The following is a 16930-nucleotide window of genomic DNA, read 5'->3' as shown; positions in this document are numbered from 1 at the left end:
CGTGGAGACGCACGACGCTGTGAGCCTGACGCGCTTTGTTGCGGAGCAGTCTAGCCGCGGGCGGGGCGCTGTCCTGCGCCGTTTCGTCAGGCTCACCCCCACGGGGTGGGCCACGATGGACAAAGGGCCGCGGCGTGTACCGCGGCCCTTCCGCCCCTGCGGGTCACTCGTTGTCGTCGACCCAGCTCATCAGCTTGCGCAGCCGCTTGCCGGTGGTCTCCAGGAGGTGGTCCTGGTCGGCCTTCTTGTACTCGTTGTACTTCGGCAGGCCGGCCTTGTACTCCTTCATCCAGTTCTCGGCGAAGGTGCCGTCCTGGATCTCGCCGAGGACCTTCTTCATCTCGGCCTTGGTCTGCTCGGTGACGATGCGCGGGCCGGTGACGTAGTCGCCCCACTCGGCGGTCTCGGAGACGGACCAGCGCATCTTCTCCAGGCCGCCCTCGTACATCAGGTCCACGATCAGCTTGAGCTCGTGGAGGCACTCGAAGTACGCGATCTCCGGCTGGTAACCGGCCTCGACGAGGGTCTCGAAGCCGGCCTTGACCAGGGCGCTGGCGCCGCCGCAGAGCACGGCCTGCTCGCCGAAGAGGTCGGTCTCGGTCTCCTCGGTGAAGGTGGTCTTGATGACGCCGGCGCGGGTGCCGCCGATGGCCTTGGCGTAGGAGAGGGCGAGGGCGAAGGCGTTGCCGCTGGCGTCCTGCTCGACGGCCGCGATGCACGGGACGCCGCGGCCCTCCTCGTACTGGCGGCGCACCAGGTGGCCGGGGCCCTTGGGGGCGACCATGCAGACGTCCACGCCGGCCGGGGGCTTGATGAAGCCGAAGCGGATGTTGAAGCCGTGGCCGAAGAAGAGGGCGTCGCCGTCCTCGAGGTTGTCCTTGACGGCCTTCTCGTAGACCTCGGCCTGGATCGGGTCCGGGACGAGGATCATGATGACGTCCGCCTCGGCCGCGGCCTCGGCCGGGGTGACGACGCGCAGCCCCTGTTCCTCGGCCTTCCGCTTCGACGTCGATCCCTCGTGCAGGCCGACGCGGACGTCGACGCCGGAGTCGCGCAGCGACAGCGCGTGGGCGTGGCCCTGGCTGCCGTACCCGAGCACGGCGACCTTGCGGCGCTGGATGATGGACAGGTCGGCGTCGTTGTCGTAGAACAGCTCGGCAGCCACGTGCGTTGTCTCCTCGTGTACGGGTTGTGGGTCCCACCGTATGACGGGTGGGACGGGGTTGGTCGGTGGGTCCGGGTGTCCGGGCCGTCAGGCCGAGCGGTCCAGCGCGCGGAGGCTGCGGTCCGTGATGGAGCGGGCCCCGCGGCCGATGGCGATCGTGCCGGACTGCACCAGCTCCTTGATGCCGAACGGTTCGAGCATCTTGAGCATCGCGCCCAGCTTGTCGCCGCCCCCGGTGGCCTCGATGGTGATCGCCTCCGGCGAGACGTCGACCGCCTTGGCGCGGAAGAGCTTCACGATCTCCACGATCTGCGACCGCGTCTCGTTGTCGGCGCGCACCTTCACCAGCACCAGCTCGCGCTGGACGGCCGTGCTGTCCTCCAGCTCCACGATCTTCAGCACGTTCACGAGCTTGTTGAGCTGCTTGGTGACCTGCTCCAGCGGCAGCGACTCGACGTTGACGACGATCGTGATGCGCGAGATGTCGGGGTGCTCGGTGACGCCGACGGCGAGGGAGTCGATGTTGAAGCCCCGGCGGGAGAACAGGGCGGCGATCCGCGCCAGGATGCCGGGCGTGTTCTCCACGAGGACGGAGAGCGTGTGCTTGGTCATGAACGGTTCTCCCGGTCAGTCGTCGACGACGTCGTCGAAGTCGGGGCGGACCCCGCGGGCGGCGAGGATCTCGTCGTTGGAGGTGCCGGCGGCCACCATCGGCCAGACCATGGCGTCCTGGTGGACGATGAAGTCCACCACCACCGGGCGGTCGTCGATGGCGTTCGCCCGCTCGATGACGGCGTCCAGCTCGGCGGGGTCCTCGCAGCGGAGCCCCACGCAGCCCATCGCCTCGGCGAGTTTGACGAAGTCGGGGATGCGGGTGCCGGAGCAGGGCTCCTTGCCGTTGGCCTCGGGGCCGGAGTGCAGGACGGTGTTGGAGTAGCGCTCGTTGTAGAAGAGGGTCTGCCACTGGCGGACCATGCCCAGGGCGCCGTTGTTGATGACGGCCACCTTGACGGGGATGTTGTTGAGCGCGCAGGTGACCAGCTCCTGGTTGGTCATCTGGAAGCAGCCGTCGCCGTCGATCGCCCACACCGTGCGGTCGGGAACGCCGACCTTGGCGCCCATGGCGGCGGGGACGGCGTAGCCCATGGTGCCCGCGCCGCCGGAGTTGAGCCAGGTGCCCGGCTTCTCGTAGTCGATGAAGTGGGCGGCCCACATCTGGTGCTGGCCGACGCCGGCGGCGAACACCGTGCCCTCAGGGGCGAGTTCGCCGATGCGCTTGATGACCTGCTGGGGGGCGAGGCTGCCGTCCTCGGGCTGGTCGTAGCCGAGCGGGTAGGTGCGCCGCCAGCGGTCGATGTCCGCCCACCAGGCCCGGTATCCCCGCTCGGGGGTCTCGCCGCCCTGGCCGGCGCTGTGCTCGGCCTGGACGGCGACGATCAGGTCGGCGAGGACCTCCCGGGCGTCGCCGACGATCGGCACGTCCGCCGCGCGGTTCTTGCCGATCTCGGCCGGGTCGATGTCGGCGTGGACGACCTTGGCGTGCGGGGCGAAGGAGTCCAGCCGCCCGGTGACGCGGTCGTCGAAGCGGGCGCCGAGCGCCACGATGAGGTCGGCCTTCTGCAGCGCGGTGACGGCGGCGACCGACCCGTGCATGCCGGGCATGCCGATGTGCTGCGGATGCCCGTCGGGGAAGGCGCCCAGCGCCATCAGGGTGGTGGTGACGGGCGCGCCGGTCAGCTCGGCGAAGACCTTGAGCTCGGCGGTGGCGCGGGCCTTGAGGACCCCGCCGCCGACGTAGAGCACCGGCCGCCGGGCCTGGGTGATCAGCTTGGCGGCCTCGCGGATCTGCTTGGCGTGCGGCTTGGTGACGGGCCGGTAGCCGGGCAGGTCGGTGTGCGGCGGCCAGACGAAGGTGGTCCGCGCCTGGAGGGCGTCCTTGGCGATGTCGACCAGCACCGGCCCGGGGCGGCCGGTGGAGGCGACGTGGAACGCCTCGGCGATCGTCCGCGGGATCTCCGCGGCGTCCGTGACCAGCCAGTTGTGCTTGGTGATCGGCATGGTGATGCCGCAGATGTCCGCCTCCTGGAAGGCGTCCGTGCCGATCGACTTGGAGGACACCTGACCGGTGATCGCCACCAGCGGGACGGAGTCCATGTGGGCGTCCGCGATGGGCGTCACCAGGTTCGTGGCGCCGGGGCCGGAGGTGGCCATGCAGACGCCGACGCGGCCGGTGGCCTGGGCGTAGCCGGTGGCGGCGTGCCCCGCGCCCTGCTCGTGGCGGACGAGGACGTGGCGGACCTTCGAGGAGTCCAGCATCGGGTCGTAGGCCGGGAGGATCGCCCCGCCCGGAATGCCGAACACGGTGTCGGCCCCGACCTCCTCCAGCGAGCGGATGAGCGACTGCGCGCCCGTGACGTCCCGCTCCACGACGGCGGGCTGCTGCTGCGCCGCGCCGCCACGGCTGCGCGGCTGCGGATGATGGGACCCGGTGGCCTGCTCGGTCATCGACATTCTCTTCTCGGAGACTCGACTGGTGTCTGGGGGGAGGGTGTTGCGGGGTTTCGCGGAGTTCGCGGTGGTTTCGGGTGTCAGTGCAACAAAAAACCCCTCGTGCCATGAGGCAAGCGAGGGGAGCGCGCCGGTGCGATCAGCAGGCGGTGGGTGGACGGCCTGCTTCAGCCGACGCGCTGTCCAAGTACGAGAATTCGGGTGCGCATGGGACCGACCCTCTCCCCGTGGCGGGCGAGGTGTCAAGTGGGTGGGACGGGCGTCTCATTATTTGAGCGCAATGGAGCATGTGCGAGCGCCCCCGCGCCCCCCGCACTCCCGCCGCGCGCCCCCGCCGAGAGGATCATCTCGACGGGCAGCGGCCCTCCGACGAGCACCCGCTTCCCGCCACCTCCCAGCGGGGGCAGGGGGCCGCGCGCGCCGTCGCCCTCCGGGCCGTCGCCGGGCACCGGGAAGGCGCCGCGGCCGAGCGCGTGGCGCAGCCGGTGCTCGTCCAACGGCCCGGAGAACGCCAGGCCCTGGGCGTGGGTGCAGCCCATGGCGCGCAGCGCGCGGGCCTGTTCGGCGTCGTCCACGCCCTCCGCGACGGAGAGCACACCGAGGTCGCCGGCGATCCTCAGCAGCCCCGAGGTGATCTTGTGGAGGCGGGCGGACTCGGCCACGCCGTCGACCAGTTCGCGGTCGAGCCGGAGGACGTCGACGGGCAGCCGGCGCAGCGCGGTCATCGCCGCGTAGCCGCTGCCGAAGCCGTCGAGGGCCACCCGGGCGCCGAACCGGCGCAGCGAGAGGAGGCGGCGCTCCAGCTCGTCCAGCGGGACGCGGGGGTCGCCGCCGGTCAGCTCCAGGACGAGGCCGCCCGACGGTACGCCGTGCCGCAGGAGCAGCGTCTCCAGGTGCTTGGGCGGCAGGGAGGCGTCCATCAGCCGGGCCGCGGAGATCCGGACGTAGACCGGGACGCAGTGGCCGGCCCGGCGGCGCTGGGCGGCCTGCTCGACGGCCTTCTCCAGGGTCCAGCGGCCGAGTTCGGCGGTGCGGGTGCTCTCCTCGTCGCGGTCGAGGTCGGCGACGCGCAGGAACTCGGCCGGGGTGAACAGGATGCCCTGCGGCGAACGCCAGCGCGGCTGCGCGGCGACCGCGGTGATGCGGCCGGTGGCCAGCTCCACGACGGGCTGGTGGAGCAGGGCGAACTCGCCGTCGTGCAGGGCGGTGCGCAGCCGGGTGGCGAGCTCGGCGCGGCGCACCACGTCGGCCTGCATCTGGGGCGCGTAGAGCTCCACGCGGCCCTTTCCGGCCTGCTTGGCGCGGTACATGGCGAGGTCGGCGTTGCGCATGAGGGTGCCGGGGGTGATGCCGGGCTCGGCGAAGGCGACGCCGATGCTGGCGGCGACGCGGACCTCGGTGCCTCCTTCCACGACGTAGGGCTGGGAGAGGGTGGCCCGCAGCCGGTCGGCGATCTCCAGGATGCGGTACTCGCGGGCGGCGGGGTCGCGGGTGCCGTCGCCGATGATGAGCGCGGCGAACTCGTCGCCGCCGAACCGGGCCGTGCTGTCCCCGGCGCGGACGGACTCCTGGAGCCGGCGGGCGGCCTGGACGAGGAGCTCGTCGCCGGCCTGGTGGCCCACGGTGTCGTTGACGGCCTTGAAGCCGTCGAGGTCGATGAAGAGCACGGCGGTGCCGGAGTCGGTCATTCTCCGGCCGGTGAGCGCCTGTTGGACGCGCTTGGTGAACAGGGCGCGGTTGGGCAGGTCGGTGAGCGGGTCGTGCTCGGCGGTGTGCTGCAACTGGGCCTGGAGGCGGACGCGTTCGGTGACGTCACGGCTGTTGAAGATGAGGCCGCCGTGGTGCCGGTTGACGGTGGACTCGACGTTGAGCCACTCGCCGTCGCCGGAGCGGAAGCGGCACTCGATGCGGGTGCTGGGCTCGTCGGCGGGCGGCGCGGCCAGGAAGCGCCGCACCTCGTGGACGACGCGGCCCAGGTCCTCGGGGTGGATGAGGGAGGCCAGCTCGGAGCCGACGAGCTCCTCGGCCTCGCGCCCGTAGACCCCGGCGGCGGCGGGGCTGACGTAGCGCAGTATCCCGGTGGGCGCGGCGATCATGATGACGTCGCTGGAGCCCTGGACCAGGGAGCGGAAGTGGTTCTCCTGCTGGGCCAGTTCCTGGGTGAGGGAGATGTTGTCGAGGAGCATGATGCCCTGGCGGACGACGAGGGCCAGGACGACCGTGCAGCCGGTGAACAGGACGACGCGGTCGACGTGGTGGCCGTCCAGGACGTTGTAGAGGATGCCCAGGGTGCAGACGGCGGCGGCGAGGTAGGGCGTGAGGGCGGCGAGCGAGCCGGCGATCGGCCGGACCGGCTGCTGGGCGGGGCCGGCCGGGGCGGGCGTGCCGTGCTGCTCGCGGGCGACCCAGGGGGCGTACGCCATGAGCATGTAGCCCGCGAACCAGCCGGCGTCGAGGATCTGGCCCGAGCGGTAGTTCTCGCGCAGCAGGGGCGAGGTGAACAGGGCGTCGCACAGCACCGTCAGGGCGAGCGCGGCGATCGCGGTGTTGACGGCGGAGCGGTTGGCGGAGGAGCGGCGGAAGTGCAGCGCCAGCACCATGGAGACCAGCACGATGTCCAGCAGCGGATACGCCAGGGAGAGGGCGGCGTGGGCCACCGTCTCCCCGGCGAAGTGCGCGGTGTGGGCGAGGGCGAGGCTCCAGGAGAGGGTGAGCAGCGAGCCGCCGATGAGCCAGGCGTCGAGCGCCAGGCACACCCAGCCGGCCCGGGTGACCGGGCGGCGGGCGAGGACGAGCAGGCCGATGATGGCCGGCGGCGCGAAGAGCAGGAAGCAGAAGTCGGCGGCGGAGGTGGCCGGGACGCGGGCGCCGAGGACGACCTCGTACCAGCCCCAGACGGCGTTGCCGAAGCCGGCCATGCCGGAGGAGACGGCGAACAGCAGCCAGGCGGGGCGGAAGCGGGTCGTGCGGGTGCGCGCGTACCAGAAGCAGGAGACCGCGGCGAGCACCGCGGCCCCGCTGAGCCCGAAGTCGCCCATGGTGGTGGCGAGCTCGGGCGAGCCCCAGCCGAAGGCGGCCCCCGTCGCGTACCCCCCGCACACGACGGCGAGCAGGAGCTGGGACAGCACGCCCGACGCCCCGGCGGGCCCCCCGGCCTGGGCGGGCCGCCGGGGCAGGGCCGCTCCCTGGGCGGTCACCGCTCCGCCGCCCCGGGCAGGGCCCGGAACGCCTCCGGCGCGGCCGCCCGAGGGAGCCGCGGGAGCAGGGTCGCCGTGGAGTGGATGAGCCGCGTCGGGTTGATCGTCCATTGGCCGTGCATCGCCCGTCGCCCCCCTTGAGTTCCGGTGCCTCGCTGCGGCCGTACGGTGCCCGGCGCAGCCCCCGGTCCGGACGATACACCAGACCCGTCACACAGGGACATAGCTCATATACATAGCGTAACTAGCTACGGGATTATCGACACGCAGTGCAGTCGAACGGTCTCTGTACGTGGCTCGGAGGGGATTTCAGACGGCTGTGGCTACGACGTTTCGCAGAGGCTCGTCCAGTGCGAATCCGGCCAGTTGGCCGCGGAGCAGCGCCTTGGCCCGGGGCGGAAAGGCCGAAGACGGACCACCCACATGGGGGGTGACGAGGACACCGGGCGCGGTCCACAGGGGGTGCCCCGGGGGCAGCGGCTCGGGGTCGGTGACGTCCAGCGCGGCCCGCAGCCGGCCGCCCGACAGCTCGGCCAGGAGCGCGCCGGTGTCCACGATCGGGCCGCGCGCGATGTTGACCAGCAGGGCGCCGTCCTTCATCCGGGCCAGGTTGCGGGCGCCCAGCAGGCCGCGGGTCTCCTCGGTGAGCGGGGCGGCGACCACCACGACGTCCGCCCCGGGCAGCAGGCCGGGCAGGGCGGCGACCGGATGCACGGGACCGCGCGCGGTATGCCGCGGGGAGCGCGCGACGCGTACCACCCGCGCGCAGTCGAAGGGTTCGAGCCGGTCCTCGATGGCACTGCCGATCGATCCGTACCCCACACGATGAGCACCGACTTGTCGGCGAGCGCCGGGCGGAAGCCCTGCCGCCACTCCCCCGCGTCCTGCGCCCGCACGAAGCCGGGGATGTCCCGGAGCGAGGCGAGGATCAGCGCGAGCGCCAGCTCGGCGGTGCTCGCGTCGTGCAGCCCGCGGGCGTTGCACAGCACCGCGCCCGGCGGCAGCGAGGCCACGGCGGGCAGCAGGTGGTCGACGCCGGCCGTCAGCGCCTGCACCACGCGGACGTTGCGCATCAGCGGCAGCGGGCGGGTGCACACCTCGGCGGCGGCGAGGGTGCCGGTCACCGCGTAGGGGACGCAGTAGAAGGCGCACCGGGCGGGGTCGGTGGGGAACTCCCCGGTCCCGTCCCAGAAGGCGTACTCCAACTCCTCCGGCAGGCCGTCGATCTCCTCGGCCAGGAAGGGCAGCCAGGCGAGTGGCCTGCCGTTACCGCTGTGAACTGCGCTCATGCCCGGAGGCTAGGCGATGGGCGGCCGTCCGCAAAGGTTAAGTTGGGGTCGCGCCGATCAGGAGGGAAACGGGAGGGCACGGCCGGTGGAGCGCAGGACAATCGGTGCGACGGCCCTCGAAGTGGGCGCGGTCGGCCTCGGGTGCATGCCCATGCACTGGGCGTACACCGCCTCCCAGCAGAGCGGCGAGGGCGCCCTGCGCACCGTGCACGCGGCCCTCGACGCCGGCGCGAGCCTCCTCGACACGGCGGACATGTACGGACCGTTCACCAACGAGCTGCTGGTGGGGCGGGTGTTGCGGGAGCGGCGCGCGGAGGCGTTCGTCTCGACGAAGTGCGGGCTGCTCGTCGGCGACCAGCACATCGTCGCCAACGGCCGCCCCGGCTACGTCAAGCGGGCCTGCGACGCGTCCCTGCGCCGCCTCCAGACGGACGTCATAGACCTCTACCAGCTGCACCGGCCCGACCCCGAGGTGCCCGTCGAGGAGACCTGGGGCGCGATGGCCGACCTGGTCGCCGCGGGCAAGGTACGGGCCCTCGGCTGGTGCGCCATCGGCGTCCGCGCCCACCGCCGCTCCCGCGGCGGCCTCTTCGACGCGACGATCCGCCACCTCGAACGCGTCCAGCAGGTCTTCCCCGTCAGCTCCGTCCAGGCCGAACTCTCCCTCTGGTCACGCGAGGCGCTCGACGCGCTGGCGCCGTGGTGCGCCTCCCGGGGCGTCGGGCTGCTGGCGGCGATGCCCCTGGGGAACGGTTTCCTCAGTGGCACGCTGACCCCTGGCCAGGGCTTCGAGCCGGAGGACATCCGGGCCCGGCACCCCCGCTTCACGGCCGAGATGATGGCCGCCAACCAGCCCATCGTCGCCGGCCTCCGCCGAGTCGCCGCCCGGCACGGCGCGACTCCCGCCCAGGTGGCCCTGGCCTGGGTCCTCGCCCAGGGACGCCACGTCATACCCGTGCCGGGCACGAAGAAGGAACACTGGGCCAGGGAGAACGCGGGCGCGGCGGAAGTGGCCCTGTCGGAGGGGGACTTGGCGGAGCTGAACGCGCTGCCCGCGGCGCGGGGGTCGTGGGACTAGGGGTTTCTCCCCGCCCCGCCCTGATCCGTTTTTGCGGGGGGCGTGGGGGTGCGGCCCTGCGCGGGCGGGGTGGCGTGGGGGCGCGGGTGGCCCGCGCGTGGGGGCGCAGGGGCGCGTGGGCGCGCTGGGCTGGGCGCGGGGCGGGCGCCGCGGCGCACCATCCTGCCGCCCCCGCCCCCGGCGCCCCGCCCGGGTGCCCCAGGACGGGGCGCGCTCCAAGCGGCCGCCGCGGGGGGGGAGGGCGCAGCCCCCGGGAAACGGTGAAAGGGCGGGGTGGGGTGGCTACCAAGGGCGGGTGGTGGGGAGTTCGGGGAGGTGGGGGGAGGACAGGTGCAGCACCTCGTAGCGCTCCGTCGCCTCCTCCTCCGCCGGGACCTCCCGCTCCCAGAGGGCGAAGCGGAGCAGCTGCCAGTCACGCGGGTCGAAGGCCAGCGCGGCCGTGTGCAGGCCGGGACGGCCGGAGAGCGACTCCAGGTCGGCGAGTTCGCGGTCGAAGAGGGCGGTCAGGTCCCCCGGTTCGCCGAAGGGAATGGGGGTCAGGCGGCGCGAGGCGGCGCGCGGGGAGGCGTCCCGCGCGGCCCCGCGCGCCAGCGCGACCCCGGTCCAGTGCCGCACGGCCGGCCGGCCGAAATCGGCCACGATTCCCTGGAATCCGCCCCCGCCCACGAGGAAGCGGCTCATCTCCCCGATGTCCTGCCACAGGTAGAAGGGCGCGTACTGGTTGACCGGCGAACCGTCCACCCCCCGCTCGCGGATGACGTACGCCTTGAGGCCGAGCCCGGCCCGGTCGTCGAGGGCGTGCCCCCGGGTGGCGACCCGTTCGCGGATGACGCGCATGTCGTAGTCGGCGGGCAGGGTGATCTCGTACTGCTTCGCGTACACGGTCAGTGTTCCCTCAACTGGTCGGTGGCCGACGCGTACTCCGCGTCGGGGACGGGCGCGCCGCGCTCGTCCGCGGCGGCCTCCTGGACGGCGAGATGGGTCATGGGGACGTCGGGCCCGGCACCGTGCCAGTGCCACTCGTCAGCGCCGATGACGACGGTCGCGCCGGCGGGGACCGTCTCGACGGGCCGTCCGGCCCGCCCCACCAGGGCGACGCCCTCGGTGACGTGCAGGACCTGGCCCAGCGGATGCCGGTGCCAGACCGTGCGCGCCCGGGGCGCGAAGCGGACGGAGTCGACGCGCAGCCGCGAGGGCGCGCCGGGCGCCGCGAGCCGTACGACGGACACCGCGCCGGTGACCCACTCCGCGGGCGCCGGCGCCCTCATCGCGCGTGCTGCTGCCGCAGCAGCCCCAGCACGCCCTCGACGGCCCGGTGGAACGGCTCGGAGGAGTCCGCCGCGCGGGCCAGCACGTAGCCGCCCTGGAGGACGGCGACGACGGTGGACGCGGTCGCGTCCGGGTCGAGCGCGGCGGCGAACTCGCCCCGCTCGCGCCCCTCGGCGAGGAGCGCCGCGAGCCGGGCCCGCAGCCAGGCGAAGGTCTCGTCGACGGGTGCCCGCAGCGCGGGGTCGGCGACGACGTCGGGGTCCTGGGTCAGCCGGCCCACCGGGCAGCCCCTCAACACGTCGCGCTCGCGCAGCAGGTAGGCGGAGATCCGCTCCAGGACCGTACCGGGACCGGAGAACTGCTCCTCGGCCTTGGCCCGCATCTCCTCCGCCGTGCGCCGGATCGCGGCCAGGGCGAGGTCCGGCTTGCCGGTGAAGTGGTGGTACATGCTGCCCTGCCCGGCCCCGGCCCGCTGCTGGATGGCCTTGGGGCTGGTGCCGACGTACCCGCGCTCCCACAGCAGTTCGCGGGTGCTCTCGATGAGTCGCTCCGAAGTGCTCATGATCGCGAGCGTACATACCAGTAGGTACAGAAACAACCCGGGGAACCCTCCCACCTCCCCGGCTCGTTGCCCGGGGGCCGGAAGAACCGGCCGTACGAGGGGAGTTGACGATGTTCGACGCGTTGGAGGAGCTTTTCGCCCCCGGGCGCAAACACACCCGGGAGGAGCGCGACCGTCACGAGCTGTGCCTCGACGACGTCGGGGACGCCGACCCCGGCCGGGGGCCGGTCGACCTCGACTCGGGGCACGTCGTCATCCGTCCCCGGCGGGCCTGAGGCGGACGGGGCGGGCCGCACCGGCCAGTTGGTGGCCGACGGCGTCGCGGGAGAACCCGACGGCGCGGAAGTGGCGGACCAGGAAGCCGGGCGGGGACGGCTCCGCGACGGAGGATCCGCCGGCCCCGGAGGCCGGGCGCTCGCCGGGCATCAGGCGTCCTGCGGGTACCAGCGCAGCTCCACGGTGTTGCCGTCGGGGTCGCGCACGTAGAGGGAGACCGCGGTGCCCCGGGCTCCGAAGCGCTCGCCCGGGCCGTCCACCACCGTGAAGACCCCGGAATCGACGACCTGCTGCCAGTCGAGCGGCTCCACCACCAGGCAGATGTGGTCGACGTTGGCCCCTTCCGGCCGTCCGTCGCGGGCCTCGACGAGATCGACGATGGTGGTGGGGCTCACCCGCACCGACGGGAAGGGCGCCTCGCCGGCCCGCCACTCCTCCACCCGCACCGGCTCCAGCCCCAGCGGGCCGGTGTAGAAGGCGAGCGAGCGCTCGATGTCGGCGACGTTCAGGACGAGATGGTCGAAGGCGATCACGCGCATGGGTGTCTCCGCGGGGTCGGGGCGCCGGGGCGCCGGTGGTGGTACGGCGGGGCCGGGCGGTGGCCGTTCACCGACCGCCGCGCCCCGCCGTCGACTTCAGCATCGCCCGGCGCCCGTCCATCAGTCCAAGACATGTTTGTCATCGCATCCATCGTGATCCACGATGGATCAGTGGACCTCCAGCAGATGCGCTACGTCCTCGCGGTGGCGGAGACCGCGAACTTCACCCGCGCCGCCGAGCGGTGCCATGTCGTCCAGTCCGCGCTCAGCCACCAAGTGGCCCGGCTGGAGCAGGAATTGGGCGCCCAGCTGTTCGAGCGGACCAGCCGCCGGGTGCGGCTGACCGCCGCCGGGGAGGCGTTCCTGCCCGCCGCCCGCCAGGCCCTGGAGGCGGCGGAGCGGGCCCGGGCCGAGGTGGCGGCGGCCACCGGCGAGATCCGGGGCCGGCTGGCCGTCGGATCGATCCCCACCCTGACGGCCGTCGACCTCCCGGCGGTGCTCCAGGACTACCGCCGGCGCTACCCCCGGGTGCGGATCAGCCTCCGGGCCGTCTCCAGCGAGCGGATGGTCGAGCAGGTCCGCGACGGCGGACTGGACGCGGGCTTCCTCGGCGTACCGCCGGGCTTCCGCCCGCAGGGCGTCCGCGACCGCGCACTCGCCCACGGACGGCACGTCGCCGTCGTCGGCCCGGACCACCCGCTGGCACGCGAACGCGAGGTGGACCTCCGCCGGATAGCCGACGAGACCTTCGTGGACTTCGCCGAGGGCAGCGCCGCCCGCGCCCAGTCGGACGAGGCCTTCGCCGCGGCCGGGCTGCGCCGCGAAGTCGCCTTCGAGGTGTCCGGCGTCGAGCTCATGTCCCGGATGGTCCGCCACGGACTGGGCATCGCCCTGCTCCCCGCGGCGTTCGCCGCCGACCTGCACGGCCTGCGGAGCGTACCGGTCACGGACGGGCCAGAGCGGGTGGAGCGCCTGATCTGGAGCCGCTTCACCCCCTCCCCCGCCGCCTCCGCCTTTCTCGCGCTGCTGGACGGCCGGGACGGGGGCGGCTCCGCCCCGCGCCGGTAGCGGTCGAGCGATTCGGGCGTGCGGAGGAGCGGGACGACCGGGCCGTCACCCCCGGAGCGCCCGTGATCCACGGGCCGACGGCCCTACGGCCGGGCCCCGGCCCGGACGATGTGGTCCAGCACCGCCGGCGGGTCACCCGCCCCCGCGTACAGCGCCTCCACCCGGTGCACCAGCCGCGGCGCGGCGACCGGCACCGCGGCCACCCCGTCGCGCCCCTCCGCAGCCCCGGTCGGCAGCACCGCCAGACCCCGCCCCGCCGCCACCAGGGCGAGCAGCCCGCGCACGTCCGTCCCCTCGTAGCGCAGCCGCCCCCGGTACGCCCCGGGGCCGCACACCGCGCGCAGCCGGTCCAGGGGAACGGCCGAGCCGGGAGCGTCGATCCACTGCGCGTCGGCGAGGTCGGACAGGCTCAGACCCGGGCGGGGGGCCAGCGGATGCCCGGCGGGCAGGGCCACGCACAGCGGGGACTCGGCGACGACCGCGGCGGTCAGCGGGCCGGTCTCGGGGAGGGGCAGCGGGTCGCTGGGGGCCGTCATGCCGTCGGTCAGGCCGAGGTCGAGGCCGCCGGACGAGACGGCGGCGGGGATCGCCGCGCGGTCCAGCACCCGTATGTCGAGCCGCAACCCCGGCCGTCCGGGCGGGAGTCGGACGAGGGCGTCCACCGCCAGCGGCGAGACCCCGACGACCAGCCGGGACGGCCGTACCGCACCGGCCCGGGCGACGTCCGCCCGCGCCGCCTCCATGCGCAGCAGCAGCGGAGCGGCGTGTCCGAGCAGCCGCTCCCCCGCCTCCGTGGGCTCCACCGGGCGGCGCCCCAGCAGGACCGTCCCCAGGTCGGACTCCAGCGCGGCGATGTGCTGGGAGACGGCCGACTGCGTGTACCCCAGCTCACGCGCCGCCGCCGAGAACGACCCGAGGCGCGCCACGGCGACGAAGGTCCTGAGCAGGTGGGGATCCATGCCCATCAGTATCGCTGATGGAGGGTGCAGAGATCATCGTTGGCGCTGAACTCGGGCGCCGGGCAAGGATGGTGGGCATGACCACACCACCCCGTATCGCCCTCGTCGGCGACCGCTCCCCCGCCGTCCGCGCGCACACCCGCGTCCCCGGCCTGCTCCAGTCGCTCGCCGAGCGCGACGGGCTGCTCCTGGACGCCTACTGGATCCCGACCGAGGACGCCGAAGTGCCGGGCGCGCTCGGCGGGTTCGACGCCGTCTGGCTGCTGCCGGGCAGTCCGTACCGCAGCGAGGCGGGCGCGGTCGCGGCCGTCCGGGCCGCCCGTGAGCGGGGGATCCCGTTCCTGGGGACGTGTGCCGGGTTCCAGCACACGCTGCTGGAGTTCGCCCGCTCGGTGTGCGGCCTGCGCGACGCGGCGCACGCCGAGAACGACCCGGCCGCGGAGAACGCCCTGATCGTGCCCCTCGCCTGCTCCCTCGTGGGGCACGAGGGGGCCGTCACCGTCGAGGACGGGTCGCTGGCGCAGCGGGTCCTGGGGGCGGAGCGGTCCGTCGAGCGGTACCACTGCTCGTACGCCCTCGACCCGGCCTTCATCGGCCGGCTGGCGGCGCACGGACTGCGGTTCAGCGGCCTGGACGAGGCGGGCGAGGCGCGGGTCGTGGAGCTGCCGGGGCACCCGTTCTTCCTGGCGACGCTGTTCCAGCCGGAGTTGGCCGGCGACGGTACGCGGGCGCATCCGGTCGTCCGCGCGCTGGCGGAGGCCGCCGTGGAGCACGCGCGCTAGACGGGGACCGCGTCGGGGGTGCGGTCCGGCTCGCGCTCCTCCGCCGGTTCGATGCTGAGGCGCGGGAGGCGGCGCTCCAGCCAGCCCGGGAGCCACCAGTTGGCGCCGCCGAGCAGGTGCATCAGCGCGGGGACGAGGAGGGTGCGCAGGACGAACGCGTCGAGGGCGACCGCCGCGGCCAGGCCGATGCCGAACATCGCGATGACCCGGTCGCCGCTGAGGACGAAGGCGAGGAAGACCGAAATCATGATGACGGCCGCCGAGTTGATCACCCGGCTGGTCTCGGCCAGGCCGACGCGGACGGCGCGGCGGTTGTCGCGGGTGGCGAGCCACTCCTCGTACATCCGGCTCACCAGGAAGACCTGGTAGTCCATGGAGAGTCCGAAGAGGACGGAGATCATGACGACGGGGAGGAAGGGTTCTATCGGCCCCGCGCGGCCGAGGCCGAGGAGTTCGCTGCCCCAGCCCCACTGGAAGACGGCGACGATCAGCCCGAACGAGGCGGCGACGGCGGCGATGTTCATGGCCGCGGCCTTCAGCGGCACGCCGACGCTGCGGAAGGCCAGCAGCAGGAGCAGACAGCCCAGGCCCACCACCGTGCCGACGAACAGCGGCAGTCTGCCGAGGACGACGCGGGCGAAGTCGTCGTAGCCGGCGGTCGGCCCGCCGACGAGGACCCGCGGGCCGGAGCCGGGCAGCACCTGCGAGCGCAGCCGGTCGACGAGGTCGCTGGTGGCGCGGGACTGCGGGGAGGTGGCGGGGACGACGGCGATGACGCCGGTGGAGCCACCGCCGTTGACCTGCGGGCGGCCGACGGAGGCGACGCCGTCGGTGTGGCGGAGCCGGTCGGGGAGCCGGTCGAAGGCCAGGCGGTCGGCGGCGCCGTCCAGTTCGGCGACCAGGAGCAGCGGGCCGTTGACGCCGGGGCCGAAGCCGCGGCCGAGCATGTCGTACGCCTGCCGGGTCGTCGAGGAGGCCCGGTTCGTGCCCTGGTCGGAGGTGCCGAGGCGGAGCGAGAGCGCGGGCAGGGCGAGGACGAGCATCACGGCGGCGGCCGCCGCGCCGAGCGCCTTGGGGTGGCGCTCGACGAAGGCCGACCAGCGGGCGGCGAGGCCGGTGGGGGTCTCCGGCCGGGGGCCCTCGTGCGCCAGGCGGCGCCGTTCGCGGCGGCCGAGCGCGCGGTGGCCGATGAGGCCGAGGAGCGCGGGGAGCAGGGTGACGGACGCGGCGACCGTGAGGCAGACGGTGAGCGAGGCGGCGACGGCGACGCCGGTCAGGAAGTCCAGCCCGAGGACGAGCATGCCGAGCAGCGCCACGCAGACGGTGCCGCCCGCGAAGACGACGGCCCGGCCGGTCGTGGCCACGGCCCGTTCGGCGGCGAGCGGGACGGGCAGGCCCTGCCGCAGGCCCTTGCGGTGCCGGGTGACGATGAACAGGGCGTAGTCGATGCCCACGCCGAGGCCGATGAGGGTGCCCAGCATCGGCGCGAAGCCGGCGACCGTCATGACGTGGCCGAGCAGGACCGTCCCCATGGCCGCGGTCCCGACGCCGACCAGGGCCGTGGCGATGGGCAGCAGGCTCGCGGCGAGCGACCCGAAGACGACGAAGAGGACGACGGCGGCGACGGCGACGCCGACGATCTCGCTGAGGTGGCTGTTCGCGCCCTCGGTCACGGCGATCGAGCTGCCGCCGAGCGCGATGTCGAGGCCGTCGCCGGCGGGGGCGCGGGCGGTGTCGACGACCTTGCGGACGAGGCCGGCGTCGGGGTCGCCGGCGGTCTCCGTGAAGGTGAGGGTCGCGTAGGCGGTGCGGCCGTCTCGGCTGATCGCGCCGTCGCCGGCCCCGGCCCTGTAGGGGTCGCCGACGGCGGTGACGCCGGGCAGGGCGGCGATCTCGCGGAGGGCGGCGGTCATGCGCTGCTCGACGGCGGGGGTGCGGACGGTGCCGTCGTCCGTGTGCCAGACGATCGTGTCGTCGCCGCCGCGGGCCGGGAAGTCGCGCTCCAGCAGGGCGGCGGCGCGGCCGGATTCGGTGCCCGGGAGCCGGTAGTCGTCGGAGTAGGCGGAGCCGGCGAGGAACGCGGCGAGGGTGGTGCCCGCGAGGACGACGAGCCAGACGACGATGACGGCGAGGCGGCGGCGCAGGCACCACCGGGCGAGTGAGGTCATGTGGCGTGGTTCCCGGGTGTCGTTGACGCGCGCGTCGATCACGCGGGGGGAGCGTGCGCGGGCCTTTTAG

16 protein-coding genes and 1 pseudogene are annotated in these 16930 nt (G+C 73.9%); 4 read left to right on the top strand and 13 right to left on the bottom strand.

Translation table 11 applies throughout. The features are described 5' to 3' along the window. Positions 1 to 163 precede the first annotated feature (163 nt). From ilvC to AC230_RS18105, 6 genes and pseudogenes are all read right to left on the bottom strand, one after another. Positions 164 to 1165, bottom strand: a complete 1002-nt coding sequence (gene ilvC, locus AC230_RS18125) for a ketol-acid reductoisomerase (protein WP_049717321.1) — start codon at positions 1163 to 1165, stop codon at positions 164 to 166. 87 nt (positions 1166 to 1252) lie between these two features. Beyond that, positions 1253 to 1777: an acetolactate synthase small subunit gene (ilvN, locus tag AC230_RS18120; protein ID WP_049717320.1), complete on the bottom strand. Its 525-nt coding sequence runs from the start codon at positions 1775 to 1777 to the stop codon at positions 1253 to 1255. Between the two features lie 15 nt (positions 1778 to 1792). Further along, the gene (locus AC230_RS18115; RefSeq protein ID WP_049717319.1) at positions 1793 to 3670 is read right to left on the bottom strand and encodes an acetolactate synthase large subunit; all 1878 of its coding nucleotides are present in this window, start codon (positions 3668 to 3670) and stop codon (positions 1793 to 1795) included. 245 nt (positions 3671 to 3915) lie between these two features. After that, positions 3916 to 6870: a putative bifunctional diguanylate cyclase/phosphodiesterase gene (locus tag AC230_RS18110; RefSeq protein ID WP_049717318.1), complete on the bottom strand. Its 2955-nt coding sequence runs from the start codon at positions 6868 to 6870 to the stop codon at positions 3916 to 3918. Beyond that, positions 6867 to 6992 carry a hypothetical protein gene (locus tag AC230_RS34325; RefSeq protein ID WP_277816913.1) on the bottom strand — a complete coding sequence of 42 codons (126 nt, stop codon included), beginning with the start codon at positions 6990 to 6992 and terminating at the stop codon, positions 6867 to 6869. The genes AC230_RS18110 and AC230_RS34325 overlap by 4 nt, the downstream gene beginning before the upstream one ends. Positions 6993 to 7179: 187 nt before the next feature. Continuing rightward, positions 7180 to 8159 (bottom strand): annotated as a pseudogene (locus AC230_RS18105) (2-hydroxyacid dehydrogenase). Between the two features lie 85 nt (positions 8160 to 8244). Between AC230_RS18105 and AC230_RS18100 the strand changes: the two are divergent. Beyond that, positions 8245 to 9237, top strand: coding sequence for an aldo/keto reductase (locus AC230_RS18100; protein ID WP_078871352.1), 993 nt, complete (start codon positions 8245 to 8247; stop codon positions 9235 to 9237). Between the two features lie 282 nt (positions 9238 to 9519). On the opposite strand, the gene AC230_RS18095 is transcribed toward AC230_RS18100, so the two are convergent. The 3 genes from AC230_RS18095 to AC230_RS18085 are packed head-to-tail and all read right to left on the bottom strand — an operon-like array spanning position 9520 to position 11068. Next, positions 9520 to 10119 carry a DUF4865 family protein gene (locus tag AC230_RS18095; RefSeq protein WP_049717316.1) on the bottom strand — a complete coding sequence of 200 codons (600 nt, stop codon included), beginning with the start codon at positions 10117 to 10119 and terminating at the stop codon, positions 9520 to 9522. Positions 10120 to 10121: 2 nt separating this feature from the next. Next, positions 10122 to 10505 (bottom strand): cupin domain-containing protein, encoded by a 384-nt coding sequence (locus AC230_RS18090; protein ID WP_049717315.1) that lies wholly within the window; start codon positions 10503 to 10505, stop codon positions 10122 to 10124. Next, positions 10502 to 11068, bottom strand: coding sequence for a TetR/AcrR family transcriptional regulator (locus AC230_RS18085; RefSeq protein WP_049717314.1), 567 nt, complete (start codon positions 11066 to 11068; stop codon positions 10502 to 10504). Before AC230_RS18085 ends, AC230_RS18090 begins: the two co-directional genes overlap by 4 nt. 110 nt (positions 11069 to 11178) lie before the next feature. Here AC230_RS18085 and AC230_RS33065 point away from each other — a divergent pair, with 110 nt between their 5' ends. Next, positions 11179 to 11343, top strand: coding sequence for a DUF6191 domain-containing protein (locus AC230_RS33065; RefSeq protein ID WP_198535554.1), 165 nt, complete (start codon positions 11179 to 11181; stop codon positions 11341 to 11343). On the opposite strand, the gene AC230_RS32625 is transcribed toward AC230_RS33065, so the two are convergent. Both AC230_RS32625 and AC230_RS18080 read right to left on the bottom strand, forming a co-directional pair. Continuing rightward, entirely contained in the window at positions 11321 to 11494 is a 174-nt protein-coding gene (locus AC230_RS32625; protein WP_157868599.1) for a hypothetical protein, read from the bottom strand. The two genes, AC230_RS33065 and AC230_RS32625, sit on opposite strands and share 23 nt — an antisense overlap. Continuing rightward, the gene (locus AC230_RS18080; protein ID WP_049717313.1) at positions 11494 to 11883 is read right to left on the bottom strand and encodes a VOC family protein; all 390 of its coding nucleotides are present in this window, start codon (positions 11881 to 11883) and stop codon (positions 11494 to 11496) included. The genes AC230_RS32625 and AC230_RS18080 overlap by 1 nt, the downstream gene beginning before the upstream one ends. A gap of 132 nt (positions 11884 to 12015) precedes the next feature. On the opposite strand from AC230_RS18080, the gene AC230_RS18075 reads away from it, so the two are divergent. Further along, a complete protein-coding gene (locus AC230_RS18075) occupies positions 12016 to 12951 on the top strand; it encodes a LysR family transcriptional regulator (RefSeq protein ID WP_078871351.1) in 936 nt (311 codons plus the stop codon). Between the two features lie 83 nt (positions 12952 to 13034). Here the strand turns inward: AC230_RS18075 and AC230_RS18070 are convergent, their stop codons facing one another. Beyond that, positions 13035 to 13910: a LysR family transcriptional regulator gene (locus AC230_RS18070; RefSeq protein WP_053161255.1), complete on the bottom strand. Its 876-nt coding sequence runs from the start codon at positions 13908 to 13910 to the stop codon at positions 13035 to 13037. A gap of 77 nt (positions 13911 to 13987) precedes the next feature. Between AC230_RS18070 and AC230_RS18065 the strand changes: the two genes are divergently transcribed. Continuing rightward, a complete protein-coding gene (locus tag AC230_RS18065) occupies positions 13988 to 14692 on the top strand; it encodes a CTP synthase C-terminal region-related (seleno)protein (RefSeq protein WP_049717310.1) in 705 nt (234 codons plus the stop codon). Here AC230_RS18065 and AC230_RS18060 read toward each other — a convergent pair. Then, entirely contained in the window at positions 14689 to 16860 is a 2172-nt protein-coding gene (locus AC230_RS18060; protein WP_049717483.1) for an MMPL family transporter, read from the bottom strand. The genes AC230_RS18065 and AC230_RS18060 overlap by 4 nt on opposite strands. Between the last annotated feature and the right edge of the window lie 70 nt (positions 16861 to 16930).

The organism is Streptomyces caatingaensis (assembly GCF_001187435.1).
GTDB classification, from domain to species: Bacteria; Actinomycetota; Actinomycetes; order Streptomycetales; family Streptomycetaceae; genus Streptomyces; species Streptomyces caatingaensis.
This window is presented reverse-complemented; position numbering and strand designations above follow the sequence as displayed.